Annotated in this window: 14 protein-coding genes; 8 read left to right on the top strand and 6 right to left on the bottom strand. The window is 58.7% G+C overall.

Annotated features, from left to right (window positions below; translation table 11 throughout):
* Positions 1-55: 55 nt before the first annotated feature.
* Entirely contained in the window at positions 56-1,027 is a 972-nt protein-coding gene (locus ACR0NF_RS05750) for an alpha/beta fold hydrolase (RefSeq protein ID WP_480470101.1), read from the bottom strand.
* Positions 1,027-1,317 (bottom strand): SCP2 sterol-binding domain-containing protein, encoded by a 291-nt coding sequence (locus ACR0NF_RS05745; RefSeq protein ID WP_010439389.1) that lies wholly within the window; start codon positions 1,315-1,317, stop codon positions 1,027-1,029. Before ACR0NF_RS05745 ends, ACR0NF_RS05750 begins: the two co-directional genes overlap by 1 nt.
* Positions 1,318-1,347: 30 nt before the next feature.
* On the opposite strand from ACR0NF_RS05745, the gene ACR0NF_RS05740 reads away from it, so the two are divergent.
* From ACR0NF_RS05740 to ACR0NF_RS05715, 6 genes are all read left to right on the top strand, one after another.
* Positions 1,348-1,956 (top strand): tetratricopeptide repeat protein, encoded by a 609-nt coding sequence (locus ACR0NF_RS05740; protein WP_480470100.1) that lies wholly within the window; start codon positions 1,348-1,350, stop codon positions 1,954-1,956.
* 23 nt (positions 1,957-1,979) lie between these two features.
* Positions 1,980-4,790 carry a helicase-related protein gene (locus ACR0NF_RS05735; RefSeq protein WP_480667067.1) on the top strand — a complete coding sequence of 937 codons (2,811 nt, stop codon included), beginning with the start codon at positions 1,980-1,982 and terminating at the stop codon, positions 4,788-4,790.
* A gap of 6 nt (positions 4,791-4,796) precedes the next feature.
* Complete coding sequence (locus tag ACR0NF_RS05730) at positions 4,797-5,162, top strand: RNA-binding S4 domain-containing protein (RefSeq protein WP_480470098.1); 366 nt, start codon at positions 4,797-4,799, stop codon at positions 5,160-5,162.
* A gap of 66 nt (positions 5,163-5,228) precedes the next feature.
* On the top strand, positions 5,229-5,567 hold the full coding sequence (gene fdxA, locus ACR0NF_RS05725; protein ID WP_010439399.1) for a ferredoxin FdxA: 339 nt from the start codon (positions 5,229-5,231) through the stop codon (positions 5,565-5,567).
* Between the two features lie 284 nt (positions 5,568-5,851).
* Positions 5,852-6,361, top strand: a complete 510-nt coding sequence (locus tag ACR0NF_RS05720) for a CarD family transcriptional regulator (protein WP_170792284.1) — start codon at positions 5,852-5,854, stop codon at positions 6,359-6,361.
* A gap of 123 nt (positions 6,362-6,484) precedes the next feature.
* Entirely contained in the window at positions 6,485-7,246 is a 762-nt protein-coding gene (locus ACR0NF_RS05715; RefSeq protein ID WP_480471903.1) for an ion channel, read from the top strand.
* On the opposite strand, the gene cobS is transcribed toward ACR0NF_RS05715, so the two are convergent.
* Positions 7,243-8,007, bottom strand: a complete 765-nt coding sequence (gene cobS, locus ACR0NF_RS05710; RefSeq protein WP_480470097.1) for an adenosylcobinamide-GDP ribazoletransferase — start codon at positions 8,005-8,007, stop codon at positions 7,243-7,245. The two genes, ACR0NF_RS05715 and cobS, sit on opposite strands and share 4 nt — an antisense overlap.
* A 79-nt stretch (positions 8,008-8,086) precedes the next feature.
* On the opposite strand from cobS, the gene cobT reads away from it, so the two are divergent.
* Positions 8,087-9,097, top strand: a complete 1,011-nt coding sequence (gene cobT / locus ACR0NF_RS05705) for a nicotinate-nucleotide--dimethylbenzimidazole phosphoribosyltransferase (protein ID WP_480657990.1) — start codon at positions 8,087-8,089, stop codon at positions 9,095-9,097.
* Positions 9,098-9,121: 24 nt separating this feature from the next.
* Here cobT and ACR0NF_RS05700 read toward each other — a convergent pair whose 3' ends face one another.
* Both ACR0NF_RS05700 and ACR0NF_RS05695 read right to left on the bottom strand, forming a co-directional pair.
* Entirely contained in the window at positions 9,122-11,005 is a 1,884-nt protein-coding gene (locus ACR0NF_RS05700; RefSeq protein WP_480470095.1) for a monovalent cation:proton antiporter-2 (CPA2) family protein, read from the bottom strand.
* A gap of 20 nt (positions 11,006-11,025) precedes the next feature.
* Positions 11,026-11,529 carry an Lrp/AsnC family transcriptional regulator gene (locus tag ACR0NF_RS05695; RefSeq protein WP_480777906.1) on the bottom strand — a complete coding sequence of 168 codons (504 nt, stop codon included), beginning with the start codon at positions 11,527-11,529 and terminating at the stop codon, positions 11,026-11,028.
* Between the two features lie 99 nt (positions 11,530-11,628).
* Between ACR0NF_RS05695 and hppD the strand changes: the two genes are divergently transcribed.
* Entirely contained in the window at positions 11,629-12,726 is a 1,098-nt protein-coding gene (gene hppD / locus ACR0NF_RS05690) for a 4-hydroxyphenylpyruvate dioxygenase (protein ID WP_480777905.1), read from the top strand.
* A gap of 63 nt (positions 12,727-12,789) precedes the next feature.
* Here the strand turns inward: hppD and ACR0NF_RS05685 are convergent, their stop codons facing one another.
* On the bottom strand, positions 12,790-14,829 hold the full coding sequence (locus ACR0NF_RS05685) for a hypothetical protein (RefSeq protein ID WP_480777904.1): 2,040 nt from the start codon (positions 14,827-14,829) through the stop codon (positions 12,790-12,792).
* Positions 14,830-14,870 lie beyond the last annotated feature (41 nt).

Raw genomic sequence — 14,870 nt, 5'->3', positions numbered from 1 at the left:
GGCAAACATCTAGGCCCGGCGCACCCGGATCACAAGCAACCTGTAGGCCGATGCCTTAGTGACAGGGCTCGGGTTTCGGCTTTGCGCTGGCTGCCAAGAAATGCGCGGCCAATTGGTCAAACACTGGCCCGCGCACGTCGGGTCCTTCCATCAAAACCTCGTGTTCGCCGTCGGGTATCTCGACCAGAGTACCGCTGGGCCAGTTCGCCATGCGGGCACGGATCGCCTTGCGGTCGACGATCTGTTCATGGCTTCCGAGGAAGGTCAGGGCAGGGATGTCGGGCGCGGTCTGTTCCATCAGCCAGACGCATTCGTCCAGCGCCTCGCGCAGCCAGATCGTGGATGGTGCACCCAAAGCCAGTTCCGGATGCGCAGCCAACTGGTCCCGCATCATCTGGTACATCTCGGGATCGCGGGTCAGAACGTTCCCTTCGAAGGGTTGCGAGACCACATAGCTTTCCAGTGACGTTGTAGGCGGAGTTTTCTCACCCAATCCCAATCGCGGTCCCCAATAGGCGGTCAATTGGCTAAGCGGCTTCATGATCGGCGTGAAGAAAATGCCCCACATCGGCCCCGTGAAGGCGCAGGCGGTGAAGTCAGAACCTTCCAGCACGGCGCGCAGCCCAATGGCTCCGCCCATCGAATGACCGATCACGTACCAGGGTTTGGGCAGCTCAAGACGTTCTGCCATCTCGAGCACCGCGCGAACATCATGCTGGTAATCGGTGAACTGTTCGATATGTCCGACACGCGCATCTGGTAACAGACGATCCGCAAGGCCCTGACCTCGCCAATCTATGGACATGCTGGCAAAGCCGCGACTCATGAATTCTTTGGCTGCGTTGCCATATTTTTCGATATACTCCGTACGGCCGGGGAACAGCATCACCGTACCGCGCGCGTCATCATCGGGGCGCCAATGCGCCACCCGGATGCGTTTGCCGTCTTCGGTGGTCAGCCAATGCGCCACACCACCGGCAGGGCCGCCGGCCACGTCTTCGAATAAGGGGGCCGGCGTATACTCCATCAGGCCAGTACCGAGGCGAGTTTCATGGCAATACCCATGTCGCCGTCTACGCTCAGCTTGCCGGACATGAAGGCCCCGGTCGGGTTTAGGTCACCGCTGAGGATCTGCTCGAACGTATCTGCATCAGCGCTGAGGGTCACATCAGCTTCGTCATCGCTGACCCGCGCACCGCTTGCGTCCAGAATGATTGACCCCAGATCGGCGATTGCAAATTTGGCTGACGCGTCGAAATCACCGCCCGACAGTTTCTCATTCAATGCCGCCGCGGCTTTTTCCAGAATATCGCTCATGGTCTTCCTCATATTGTTCATGCGCCGTGAATGGACATCCCCGGTCGCTACGCTACACTGACCATTGTTATGGGTATTGCAATCAACAATCTCAAAGGTACCGTCGCGGCACTTGCTGCGATAGTCACGTTTTCCACCACTTGCGCTGCGCAAGAGGCGGATTCGCGGGATGAGGCGGTGCTGCTGCAACAACTGGCACAATCGACGCCTGAGCAAGCCATCGGTCTTGATCGGCAATTGCAGGCGTTGTGGTCGTTGTCGGGATCGGCCTCGGCGGACTTGCTGTTGGAGCGTGGACGCGAGGCGCTTGAAGATGGCGATGTCGAAGCCGCGTTGGATCATCTGACCGCACTCACCGATCACGCGCCTGAATTTGCTGAAGGCTGGCACGTGCGTGCCTCGGCCTTCTTTGGTATCGATCGGTTTGGAATGGCGGCGGCGGATCTTGAGCACGCTTTGACTCTCAATCCGAACAATTATGAGGCCATTTACGGTCTTGGCCTGATCTTCGAGATCGTTGGAAAGCCCGAACAGGCGCTTGATGCCTATTCGCGTGCGCTGGCTATACATCCCCACCACGAAGAAGTAACCAATGCCGTGAATCGGCTGAAGCCTCAGGTTGAAGGCAAGGCGCTGTAAGTCTCAGGGCGCAGGGGGCAAAGGTGAGCGGGTCATCCCGAATCGTGGCCGTACTTGGCCCAACGAACACAGGTAAAACTCACTACGCGATTGAACGTATGTTGGGGTATCGGACCGGTGTCATCGGCCTGCCTCTGCGTCTGCTGGCGCGTGAGGTCTACGACAAGATCGTCGCCATTCGCGGCCCATCGGTTGTCGCGCTAGTGACGGGGGAGGAACGGATCGTACCGCCCCGGACGCAATATTGGGTTTGCACGGTCGAAGCTATGCCCGAGGGCATGGGTGCGGATTTCGTGGCCATCGATGAAATCCAGCTCTGTGCCGATCCCGAACGTGGCCATGTGTTCACTGACCGCCTGCTACGCGCCCGTGGGACAAACGAGACTCTGTTCTTGGGGTCCGACACGATGCGCGGCGCGATCGCTGCGCTTGTACCTGAGGCACAGTTTGTCCGGCGCGAGCGGATGTCGCAGCTTGTCTACTCCGGGTCCAAGAAGATCAGCCGGATGCCCCCACGCAGTGCCATCGTCGGGTTTTCGGTCGAAAACGTATATGCCATCGCCGAATTGCTTCGCCGTCAAAAGGGTGGGGCGGCTGTGGTCATGGGCGCGCTCAGCCCGCGCACGCGGAATGCGCAGGTGGACCTCTATCAGAATGGCGAGGTCGACTATCTGGTTGCCACCGATGCCATCGGGATGGGCTTGAATCTTGACGTCAACCATGTGGCGTTTTCATCCCTGACTAAATTCGATGGTCGCCGGATGCGTCCGCTGGCTCCGAACGAGTTGGCCCAGATCGCGGGTCGCGCTGGGCGCGGCATGTCTGACGGCACTTTCGGTGTGACCGGTGAAGCCCCGCCGCTGGATGAGGGCGTCGCGCAGGCCATCATGGACAGCCGTTTTACGCCGATGAAAAAGCTGAACTGGCGGAATGCTGCTTTGCGCTTTGGCTCTATCGAAGCGTTGATCGAGTCGCTTGAGGTCAGCCCCGACAGTGAAAACCTGATCAAAGCGCGCCCCGCCGACGATCTGAACGTATTGAAATCGCTGTCGCAGATTACCGAAATCATGGCCCGTGCCAGCGATGGCCAATCCGTCCGCTTGCTCTGGGATGTGTGCAGAATCCCCGATTTTCGTGGCATCAGCCACGCGGAACATGCCAGCCTGCTCGAAGTGATCTATGGCCACCTGCACGAACGCCAATCCATCCCCGACGATTTCATGGCGCGGCAAATCCGCCGCATCGACCGAACGGACGGAGATATTGATGCGCTCTCCAAAAGGTTGGCATATATTCGCACCTGGACATATGTTGCGCAACGAAACGGCTGGGTGCGTGACGAATCGCATTGGCGTGAGGAAACACGCACTGTAGAAGACAGGCTGTCGGACGCTCTGCATGACCGTCTGACTCAGAGATTTGTGGACCGGCGCACATCGGTGTTGCTGCGCCGGCTCAAACAGAAGGAGGCCCTTTTGGCCGAAGTAAATGACAAGGGTGAAGTGACCGTCGAAGGCGAATTCGTCGGTCGTCTGGAAGGGTTCCGGTTTACACCGGACAAAAGCGCGCAAGGGGCTGAGGCGAAAGCGCTCAAATCGGCCTCGCTGCAAGCTCTCGCGCCGCAATTCCATCTGCGTGCCGACCGCTTCTACAACGCGCCCGATACCGAAATTGATTTCACCGATCAGGGAGGCCTGATGTGGGGCGAATACGCTGCCGGCAAACTGGTTGCCGGGGCAGAACCTCTCAAGCCGATGGTCGAGGTTTTTGTGGATGAGGCCGCAGGGCCGGACGTCGAACAGAAGGTGCAGCGCCGGTTGCAGCACTTCATCGACCGCAAAGTGGCCGCACTGTTCGAGCCGCTGCTGAACCTGTCTCGGGACGAGGAACTGTCCGGTCTGGCCAAAGGTTTCGCCTTCCGCATGGTCGAAGCGCTGGGCGTTCTGCCCCGCGCGCAGGTCGCGCAAGAGGTCAAGGATCTGGATCAGGACGCCCGCGGCGCACTGCGCAAGCATGGCATCCGCTTTGGCCAGTTCACCATCTTCATGCCGCTGTTGCTGAAACCTGCGCCAACGCGATTGCGTCTGGTGTTGTGGGCGCTGTCCAGCGGCCTGCAGGAATTCCCCGAAGCACCGCCGCCGGGTCTGGTCACTGTGCCCGTCGCCAAGGATGCGCCGCAGGGCTACGACACGATGTGTGGCTACCGCGACGCGGGCGAGCGCTCGATCCGGATCGACATGCTGGAACGCCTGGCCGATATGTTGCGGTCCGAAGACAGTCGGGGTGGGTTCGAAGCCAAACCCGACATGCTTTCGATCACCGGCATGACACTGGATCAGTTCGCTGATCTGATGCAGGGCCTGGGATACAAGGCCGAACGCGGCGAGCGTGAAAAGGTTAAAACGGTCGTCGCAGAACAGCCGGTGGCAGAGGCGGCGGAGCAACCTGCGGTCGAAGAGTCTCCGGCTCCAGAAGCCGCACCGGAAGAGGTTAGTGCACCCGCCGAGGCGTCAGCCGAGGCCACCGAAAGCACCGAGGCGGCAGCCGAGGCCCCCGCTGCGGAACCAGCATCGGATGAGCCGGAGGTAGAGGTGTTCTATACCTTTACTTGGGGCCGTCAGCGCCAGCAAAATCGCGGCCCGCGCCGCGAGCAAGGGCAGGGCAAGGGCAAATCACGTGGTAAGCCGCAGGATGGTCGTAGACCGCAGGGCAAGAAGGGCGGCAAGCCGCAGGGTGCCAAGAGCTTCTCGTCACGTCCTCCGAAAAAGGAAAAGGCAATTGATCCTGACAACCCATTCGCCGCCGCGCTGATGGGTTTGAAGGACGGCAACTGACCGACAATGGCCGAGGCCAAGCTGCGGATTGATAAATGGTTATGGCAGGCGCGGTTCTTTAAGACCCGTAGCCTGGCCGCCAAACAGGTCAGCGGCGGACATGTCAGATTGAACGGAAACCGGGTGCTGAAACCAGCGCAAGCCGTGGCACCCGGAGACGTTCTGACCTTCCCGCAGGGGCGGATCGTCCGCGTGGTTCGTATCGAAAAGCTGGGTGAACGCCGTGGTCCAGCGCCTGAGGCGCAAACATTGTACTTCGATATGACTGAAAAACAGGATGCACCGCCCAAGAATCCGGGTTTTGAGGGAAAAGGTCGCCCAACCAAGAAAGAAAGGCGCGCGCTTGATCTTTCTCGCACCTCAAAGGGGTGATCTTCTCTTGAAGAGGCGGGCAGACTGAATTAGCTAGTCGCCCAAAGCGCACATGGGAACCATACAATGACCTACGTTGTCACCGAAAACTGCATTGGCTGCAAATACACCGACTGTGTCGAGGTATGTCCGGTGGACTGTTTCTACGAAGGCGAGAACACTCTGGTCATTCACCCTGATGAGTGCATCGACTGTGGCGTCTGTGAGCCTGAGTGCCCTGCAGATGCCATCCGCCCTGACACCGAGCCGGGCATGGAGCAATGGGTTGAGTTCAACCGGAAGTATTCGGAAATGTGGCCGGTGATCGTCACCAAGAAAGACCCGTTGCCCGAGGCCGAAGAACGCGATGGCGAAGAAGGCAAGATGGAGAAGTATTTCTCCGAAGCGCCCGGCGAAGGCGGTTAAGCGATTCGGTGGTCAAGTAAAGCCGTATCCGCGCCAATCGACACATTATCGCATTGAGATAAGGCGATTTTTCTGCCTTTGATCAGGGCCGGTCTTTTGAGTGTCGCAATTTTGTGATATACTTAAGCCTGAATGATGACTGTGATGGGGACGTGCTCCGTAAGTATGCTCACTATGGAGTCCTGATTTTGTGACAATAGATGCGCCTGACGAGGCCGTGCTGGGCCTCGGCTGGGGTGTTTTTGTTGTCTCATATCCCCGTCCATAACGAAGGATGTATCTGAATGTCGAAGTCGAAAAAGCTTGAGTTCCGCCCGAACGATTATGTTGTTTACCCCGCCCATGGCGTGGGGCAGATCATATCGATCGAGGAACAGGAAGTCGCGGGCTTCTCGCTTGAGCTGTTCGTGATTTCCTTTGAAAAGGACAAGATGACACTGCGGGTTCCGACCAACAAGGTCACCGAATCCGGTCTGCGCTCGCTCAGCTCTCCGGATGTGATCTCTCAGGCGATGAAAACGCTGAAAGGCAAAGCCAAGGTGAAACGCGCCATGTGGTCGCGCCGGGCGCAGGAATATGAACAGAAAATCAACTCGGGTGATCTGATCTCGATCGCTGAAGTTGTTCGTGACCTGCATCGCACCGACGACCAGCGCGAGCAGAGTTATTCCGAGCGTCAGCTGTATGAAGCCGCGCTTGAGCGTCTGACCCGCGAAGTGGCTGCGGTGTCCGGTGCGGATGAGATTTCTGCCGCCAAACAGGTCGACGAAGTTCTGACCTCGCGCGCAGCCTGATCACGATCAAACTCTTTCATGGGCCGTCTCGATATCCGGGGCGGCCCTTTTTTGTGGTCGGCGCTTGGTGCAGAGACGCTTGTCGGGTATTTTTCTGTAACTGCGGGAAGATACGGGGACATGATGAAGCAGACGGTGAAGTTCCTCTACATCAGCCATGAGCCAGTCTCGATCTGGTTTCGCTATGGCCTCATCCTGTTCGACATCGCCTCAATCATCTTTTTTGTCGCCACCGCGAACATCCCGCACGGACCGGGGCTTACGGTCGCAAGCCTCGGAGTGGGGCTGATTATCCTGCTGGATTTCTCTGCGCGTATGTGGATCGCCAAAGATCGTTGGAAACTGCTGCGTCAGGTTTATACGCTCGCTGATATCGTGGTGATCGCTTCGCTGTTGCTTGACCCATTCCTAACCGGAAATCTGGCGTTCCTGCGGATCTTGCGGGCATTGCGGCTGATACATTCCTATCATCTGCTGCGGGACCTGCGCCGGGACAGTCCGTTTTTCAGGACCCACGAAGATGCCGTGATCGCGGCGATCAATCTGATGGTCTTTGTGTTTGCGACCTCGACTGCCGTACTGGTCTTCTTTGTCCCAGAGGACGCGCAGACCCCCTATATTGACGCGCTTTATTTCACCATGGCAACGCTGACGACGACCGGTTTCGGGGATATCACGCTTGGCACACCTGCGGGGAAGCTGTTTTCGGTTTTCATCATGGTCGTTGGCGTGGCGCTGTTCGTTCGTCTGGCGCAGGCGATCTTCATGCCGCAGAAGGTACGCTACAAATGCCCAAGCTGTGGTCTGTTCCGGCACGATCCGGATGCCGTGCATTGCAAACACTGTGGCGCGACGTTGCGCATCGAAACCGGGGGCGCATCTTAAAGCGATGCGGTCAGCGCCAAAAGGAATGCGATCTCCGAAATCTGCTGAGTGGCACCCAGAATATCGCCCGTCTGGCCGCCAATCTTGATCTTTGCGAGGCGCGCGACAAAAGCCGTTGCGAGCAGTGCGCAGAGCATTGGCGCGATGGCTGATCCGCCCAACAGCAGTAATGACAGGACGATGGCCAGTCCGATGCCAGTCAGAGCCGCAGTAGCAGGGGGCGCACCAACCGAATGGCTCAGCCCGGATTTGCGAGCGTTCGGCAGCGCGCGCATCAGCGCAGGCATCATGGCGCGAGAGAAAATGCACGCGGCAAGCACGCCCGTCAGCAAACCCGCGCCAATCAAGGCCATGATGGCAGCAACTCGAAGCATCTGCGCGAGCAGCAAAGCCAGCACGCCGTAGGTGCCGATATGGCTGTCTTTCATGATCTCCAAACGACGCTCGGATGTGAAACCGCCCCAGAGCCCGTCGGCGGTGTCGGCCAACCCGTCTTCATGCATTGCTCCGGTCACGATGATCAGCGTGGCCACCAGCAAAGCGGCGGTTGCGAAGGTGGGCAACTGCGCCCAGATCGCGATCCAGGCGACGCCGCAGGCCAGCGCGCCAACAACAACCCCCGCCAGCGGATAAGCCCATGCGGCGCGCGACTGGCGGGCAAATGCCTCGTCAGGCAGGCGCGGCAGGGGCAGGCGGGTCAGTAGGACCAGAGCGAGCGGGATATCCCACGCAGAAAACGGGGCGGTGTCGTTTTTGGTCACTCCCAGGCCTTTCAGGGTCTTGTTGCTTTGCCAGCATTGGTTAAACACACACAACCACTCTGATGCAACGAGGCTTTCAATGCTGCCCGAACTCAATGATCTGAACAGTTTCCGCAATGCGCTGACCGGCGCTCCCGGCGTGGACACATCTGCCGTACAAGGAGCAGAAGCGCGTAATGGCCAGTTGACCAAACCACCCGGCGCATTGGGCCGGCTTGAGGATCTGGCGATCTGGTATGCGGGTTGGCGCGGGGATGCGCGGCCTCAGATCACCGCGCCTCAGGTCATCGTATTTGCGGGCAACCACGGTGTTACGGCGCAGGGCGTTTCGGCCTTCCCATCCGAGGTGACGGTGCAGATGGTCATGAATTTCGAACATGGCGGGGCGGCGATCAACCAACTGGCTAAGGCCGCGGGCGCGAAGATGGACGTGCATGCGCTGGAGCTGGAACGTCCCACCGCAGATTTCACGCAAGCGCCAGCGATGAGCGAAGAGGAATTGCTGAGCGCCCTGCGCACGGGTTGGCAGGCGGTTGATCCGCAGGCTGATCTGCTTGTGGTCGGAGAGATGGGGATCGGAAACACCACCCCTGCCGCGGCCATTGCCTGCGCGCTGTTCGGAGGGGAAGCTGCCGACTGGACCGGACGCGGGACCGGTGTGGATGATGAAGGTCTGGCAAACAAAACCCGCGTTGTTGCGGAAGGCGTCGCGCTGCACGGTCAGGGCGACGGTCTGCATATCCTTCGATGCCTCGGCGGGCGAGAGATTGCGGCCATGGCCGGCGCGATTGCCGCCGCGCGCGTGTTGCGCATTCCGGTCATTCTGGACGGGTTTATCTGCACTGCCGCGGCTGCCTGCCTGGCGCAGATCTCAGAGACGGCGCTCGATCACACCGTGGCGGGGCACCAAAGCGCCGAGGGAGCGCATGCTGCTATGCTGGATAAGCTTGGCAAGGAACCCTTATTAAGCCTCGGTCTGCGCTTGGGCGAAGGCTCAGGCGGGGCGCTGGCGATCAACATTCTCAAAAGCGCGGTGGCCTGCCATTCCGGCATGGCTACCTTTGCCGAAGCAGGGGTCTCGGACGGCTGATTTAACGGCCTGATCCGGTAAGGGTCAGGCCGATTTCTTGGCGTGTTCCTCGGCGAGCTCCAGCAGGGCGGTCTCCAAGTCCTTTTCGAGCTCTTGTGCGCGTTCGATATATTTCTTGTTCTCGGCAGTGGGCATGCCAGGTATCCACAGTTCCGCCAGTTGGCGGACTGATGTCCGGTCATGGTGATAAAAGGTCTGTTCTGCCTGCGCGGCTTCGTATTCGCTGAGCCCGATATTTTCCAGAACATAGCGGCCTGCGCGCAGCGATCCGTCGAACATCTCGCGCACGATATCGTTGGCTCCGGCCTGATAGAGTTCGTAGACATGAGTGCGATCGCGCGCGCGCGCGATAATATGCAGGTCGGGCCGTTGACGGCGAGCGTAGCTGACCAGCCGGGTCACTTGTTTGTAGTCATCCATCGCGGCCACCAGCACGGCGGCCTTTTCGATACCAGCGGCGCGTAGCAATTCGGGGCGCGTAGGATCGCCCAGAAAGCCTTTGACCCCAAAACGGCGCATCAGTTGAATGGTTTCGATGTCATGGTCCAACACCACCGTCTTGAACCCGCTGGCCTGTACCAACCGGTTGACGATCTGCCCAAAGCGACCGATCCCGGCGATGATGACGGGCCCTTTTTCATCGATCTGATCGGGTTCGACCTGTGGCTTGCTCTCGCCCATATAGCGTGAAAGCAAGTCGTAGATAATGAACAGCAGCGGCGTGATCAGCATGGTCAGCGCGATGATCATCAGCAGCTTTTGCGACAGGCCAGGCGGGATCACATTCTGCTGCGTCGAGAATGCCAGTAGCACAAAACCAAACTCACCGGCTTGTGCCAGCCCAAGTGTGAACAGCCAGTGATCGCGCCCCCGCAGCTTGAACGCGCGCCCGACGATAAACAGGATGATCCCCTTGGCGAGAATGACAAGCAGGGCGAGCCCGATCAGATCAAACGGATCGGCAAAGAAATACCCCACATCGATTCCCGCACCCACGGTGATAAAGAACAAGCCCAGCAGCAGCCCCTTGAACGGCTCAAGGTCACTTTCCATTTCGTGCCGGAATTCAGAACTGGCCAATACGACACCGGCCAGAAATGCGCCCAGAGCCGGCGAGAGCCCCACGAGCGTCATAAGAAACGAGATACCGACCACGATCATCAACGCCAGTGCGGTATACATTTCGCGCAAGCGGGTGGCGTGAATGAACCGGAACAGGGGACGGGTCAGGTAGATGCCAGCCAGAACAACAAAGGCGACCGCTCCGATCGTGACCAGTGTCACGGCCCAGCCGGGCAGCCCTTCGACCAGTGACAAAGAAGCATGATACTCCCCGTTCTTTGCCGATTCTATGCCGCGGTTGATCGAGCCGTCGTCTTCAATCTGGATACTTGCGGGCAAAGCCAGTAGCGGCAGGAAGGCCAGTATCGGGATCACCGCGATGTCTTGTGTCAGCAGAACCGAGAAGGTCGCGCGCCCGCCATTTGTTTGCATCAGGCCCTTTTCGGACAGGGTCTGCAGTACAATCGCCGTTGATGACAGAGACAGAGTTAACCCAACCGCCAGCGCAACCGACCATTGGTGACCCGCATAGAAGGCCACAGCCGCAATGGCGGCGGTTGAAAGGGCGACCTGCAACCCGCCAAGGCCCAACAACTTGTCCCGCATATCCCACAGGGCGCGGGGCTCAAGTTCCAATCCGATCAGGAACAACATCATCACGACGCCGAATTCGGCCACATGCTGCAGGCTTTCTGTTTCCGCACCGACGAGACCCAGAATTGGACCAATGGCGATGCCTGCGGCTAGATACCCCAGGACCGATCCCAGCCCGAGACGGGCAGATAGTGGAACCGCGATTACCGCAGCTGCCAGATAGATCGATGCCTGATAAAGGAATTCGTTCATTAATGCTCTCTCTTGTGCGCTCAGGTCGGGAGTGGCGCGTCGCGTTTTAATTGGTCCATAACGATCTGGCTTTGCACCCGTGCAACAGCAGGATGCGGCAGGATCACTTCGTGAAGCAAGCTGTTGAGTGCTGATAAGTCGTCACAATAGACGTGAAGCAGGTAATCTGCCTCTCCGGTCATGGTCCAGGCACTGCAGATCTCGGGGCGCGTATTGACCATACGGGCGAAGCTTGCGGATTGTTCGGGGCCGTGTGTGCCCAGATGCACCTGAATGAACCCTTGCACCTGCAGCCCCAGCTTCAGCGGGTCCAGTCGGGCGGTGTATCCGGTGATGTAACCTTCGGCCTCAAGCCGTTGTCGGCGGCGGCCCGCCTGACTGGCAGACAGATTCAACACGTCGCCCAGTTGTTGCGAAGTCAGATGCGCGTCGCGCTGCAATGCCGCGAGTATTCCGATATCAATCCGATCAAGCACGTGCGGCGTTTCCTCAAAATTCGTCGATAAGATGCGGGGAATACGCATATGAACTAAGTTTATACGAAAACAATGCGCAGAAACAGCGCTCAATAAGGCGTATTTTTGAATCAGCAAAGAAATTCCTGTTTTCCAAGGAGACGCGCCATGGGTCCTTTCCCGCATAACGCCCCGAAATCTGTCATCAGTGATGAAAACCCTGCAGGGACCGACGGATTCGAATTCGTCGAGTTTGCCCATCCCGAACCGCAAGAACTGCGTGACCTGTTTGCGCGCATGGGTTTCGAATATGTCGGCTATCATCGCAACACGCCTAAAGTAGAGCTTTGGCAGCAGGGCGACGTGACCTACATCCTGAACGCAGACCCCGACAGCTTTGCCGCCAAGTTCGTGGCCGAACACGGTCCCTGCGCCCCGTCGATGGGCTGGCGCGTCGTGGATGCTCAGCAAGCCTATGAGCACGCAGTTTCCAAGGGGGCCGAGCCCTACGACGCTGCCGACAAGACCATGGATGTTCCAGCGATCAAAGGCATCGGCGGCTCACTGATCTATTTCATCGATCAGTACCATGACACCTCGCCCTATAACGAAGAGTTCGAGTGGCTGAAGCAATCCAAACCGCGGGGTGACGGGTTCTATTACCTCGATCACCTGACCCATAACGTCTTCAAGGGCAACATGGACAAGTGGTTCAAGTTCTATGGCGACCTGTTTAACTTCCGCGAAATCCGGTTTTTCGATATTCAGGGTAAGTTCACTGGTCTCTTTAGCCGGGCGCTGACCTCGCCCTGCGGTCGTATTCGTATTCCGATCAATGAAGATCGCGGTGAGACCGGGCAGATCGTGTCCTATCTGAAGAAGTACAAAGGCGAAGGTATCCAGCATATCGCGGTTGGCAGCGACGACATCTACAGCTCGACCGATGCGATTGCCGAGAAGGGCCTGACGTTCATGCCCGGCCCGAATGAGACATATTATGATATGTCCTATGACCGCGTGACCGGCCATGACGAGCCGAAGGACCGTATGATGAAGCACGGCATCCTGATCGACGGCGAAGGCGTCGTGGATGGTGGTGAAACAAAGATTCTGCTGCAGATCTTCTCGAAAACTGTAATCGGCCCGATCTTTTTCGAGTTCATTCAGCGCAAAGGCGATGATGGGTTTGGTGAGGGCAATTTCAAAGCCCTGTTCGAATCCATCGAGCGCGAGCAGATTGAATCGGGTGAAATCTCGGCAGCCTGATCGCAAATACATCGGATCGATGACAGAGCGCCGTTTGATGCGGCGCTCTTTTTCGTTCGACTATCAGCTACGCGGCATTTTGAGCGTGACGTTCTTGCCGCGTTTCTGATAGCGCAACTCGCTATCGCCAATGGCAATGACATTGCCGCCGTCGATACGGTCGCCCACCTTCAGTTTTTTGTAACGCCCGCTGGGCAGGCGGACCAATGCGCGGCGGTTCGCCGGGGTACCGTAGACGCCGATCAGGTTGAGCTTGCGCAGGTTTATGGCGTTGTCGATGGTTGCCTGTCGCGCGACCGATGCGCTTGACGGGATTTTGGGGTTCACCGCCTTGGGCTGGAACGATCCGGCCTCATCGGAATTGCTGGCCACGTTGGCTGTCGACGCAAGCGGGGCAGTGCCGCCAGTGCTTGGTTGTGACGTCGCGCGCGGTGCGAGGCCGGCTGGCCGGATCTTCGGGCGCGGCACCCGCACAACCGCCAGCGCCGTTGGCGTTTCATCGACTACCGGTTTGACCTGCAGCGACTCGGGCCGCAGCTTGGGGCGAACCGAGGCAAGCTCTTGCAGGGATCGACCACCCAACTGCTGGCGCTCGAACTGGTCCACTAGGTTTTCCGGACGCGGGCGCGGGCGGAACGCTGCGAGCCGTTCGTCAATCTCTTCAATAACGGCTGGTTCTGTCTCAAACCGGGTTGGTGCTTCGGGCGGAACAGAAGACGGTCGCCCAAGATAGACCATTACCCCGGCGGGGTTCAGCGTGCCGTCAGAGCTTGGCGTCACGAGGCCACGCTCATCAAGTTCGAACCGTTGCCCAGCCTGACCGGGCAAGGTGATCTGGTCGACTGGCGCATCCGTATCCAGGCTGGCAAGCGAGGGGAGGGCGACGATATCGGTCGACAGGTCCGAGCGGTCGACCGAAGTCAGATAAAGATCATCGACGTTCTGTTCAGGCGCCGAGTCGAGTTCTGAGGGCTCAACCGGAGCAGTGCCCGTGAACGCATGAAATTCGGTTGTGTCATCCAGCTGCTTCGCGATGTCTTCGACCGGTTCCGGTTCAACACTCAGCGCTTCTAAGATGGCCGCATCCGTTGCCGAGAGGGCCGGTTCCTCCTCGGTCGCGGGATCTTGTGTCTCAGGTTCCGGCGTCAGGCTTGCGGTCTCGGGGTCCTGGGTTTGCGACTCAGGTGCCTCGGGCTGAGGCTCTGTCATCGCAACTTCTGGTTCCGGCTGCAGCTCCGGGTCCAGATTCAGCGGTTCGGCTACCTCGATGGCTTCGGGTTCAGAGCTGTTGAAGGACCAGACGCCCAGCAGCATCCCGACCAAAATCGACGCGGCAATAGCGGGAAGGACAAAGCGTTTTAGATCAGTCCCGGACTTTGCTGCGGTGGGCAGGGTGAGAGAGGTAGGCTCGAAGGCAGGCGCTTTGGCTTCATCAGCTATTGCATGCACCGGGATATCCGGTGTCTTGTCTGGCTCTGGCTCTGGCTCTGGCTCTGGCTCTGGCTCTGGCTCTGGCTCTGGCTCTGGCTCTGGCTCTGGCTCCAGTTTCAGCTCTGGCTGGGGGTCTGGGGTCGGAGGCGAGACCTCTGGCGTTGAGGCAGCAGGTGCGGCCTCGACCGTTTCATTCTTGGTGACCGGCAATTCGAAAAACGGCTCGTCCAGCGTATCTTTGCCCGTTGCGCTGACCCAGATTGCCTCGGGGATGAATCCGTGATCAGTCGCAAATGCGCTGGCCTCGTTCAGCGTCTGTTGCGCTATGGCGGCAACACGCGTCAAAGGGCCGTCGACATCGGTGACATAGGCCAGTTCCGACAGTTCATAGGGCGTCGCCGAGGCGAGCGTGCCTTCGACCTTCTGCGCCGCTGCGTCACTGTCCAGACCATCGGTTTCAACCGTCAACAGCCGCACCTGGTCCGAAGGGATAATCAGCTTGCAACTCAGATCGTTTTCCAGCGCGAATCCCTGATCTCGCAGAGCTTGAATCTGATCCTGCAGATCCGGAGCATCCAACGGAACGGTCCCGATGCAATACCAGTCGCCATCCGACTGGTGATGCAGGGAAATACCGTTTTCAGAAAATGACAGCGCAAAGGCGGGTTTCATAATCCGGATGAACCATAATTGTCAGCTTTAATGCAAACGCT

The sequence above is a fragment of the Ruegeria sp. CF4 genome (assembly GCF_056537345.1).
The sequence above is the reverse complement of the archived record's forward strand: the minus strand, read 5'-3'. Positions and strand labels throughout refer to the sequence as shown.

What these genes read in the sequence shown, in the direction of transcription:
- fdxA (WP_010439399.1), top strand. Translation starts at nt 5,229, where the DNA reads ATGACCTACGTTGTCACCGAAAACTGCATTGGCTGCAAATACACCGAC.
- hppD (WP_480777905.1), top strand. Translation starts at nt 11,629, where the DNA reads ATGGGTCCTTTCCCGCATAACGCCCCGAAATCTGTCATCAGTGATGAA.
- ACR0NF_RS05695 (WP_480777906.1), bottom strand. Translation starts at nt 11,529, where the DNA reads ATGCGTATTCCCCGCATCTTATCGACGAATTTTGAGGAAACGCCGCAC.
- ACR0NF_RS05750 (WP_480470101.1), bottom strand. Translation starts at nt 1,027, where the DNA reads ATGGAGTATACGCCGGCCCCCTTATTCGAAGACGTGGCCGGCGGCCCT.
- ACR0NF_RS05720 (WP_170792284.1), top strand. Translation starts at nt 5,852, where the DNA reads ATGTCGAAGTCGAAAAAGCTTGAGTTCCGCCCGAACGATTATGTTGTT.
- cobT (WP_480657990.1), top strand. Translation starts at nt 8,087, where the DNA reads ATGCTGCCCGAACTCAATGATCTGAACAGTTTCCGCAATGCGCTGACC.
- ACR0NF_RS05715 (WP_480471903.1), top strand. Translation starts at nt 6,485, where the DNA reads ATGAAGCAGACGGTGAAGTTCCTCTACATCAGCCATGAGCCAGTCTCG.
- ACR0NF_RS05740 (WP_480470100.1), top strand. Translation starts at nt 1,348, where the DNA reads ATGGACATCCCCGGTCGCTACGCTACACTGACCATTGTTATGGGTATT.
- ACR0NF_RS05685 (WP_480777904.1), bottom strand. Translation starts at nt 14,829, where the DNA reads ATGAAACCCGCCTTTGCGCTGTCATTTTCTGAAAACGGTATTTCCCTG.
- ACR0NF_RS05745 (WP_010439389.1), bottom strand. Translation starts at nt 1,317, where the DNA reads ATGAGCGATATTCTGGAAAAAGCCGCGGCGGCATTGAATGAGAAACTG.
- ACR0NF_RS05700 (WP_480470095.1), bottom strand. Translation starts at nt 11,005, where the DNA reads ATGAACGAATTCCTTTATCAGGCATCGATCTATCTGGCAGCTGCGGTA.
- ACR0NF_RS05730 (WP_480470098.1), top strand. Translation starts at nt 4,797, where the DNA reads ATGGCCGAGGCCAAGCTGCGGATTGATAAATGGTTATGGCAGGCGCGG.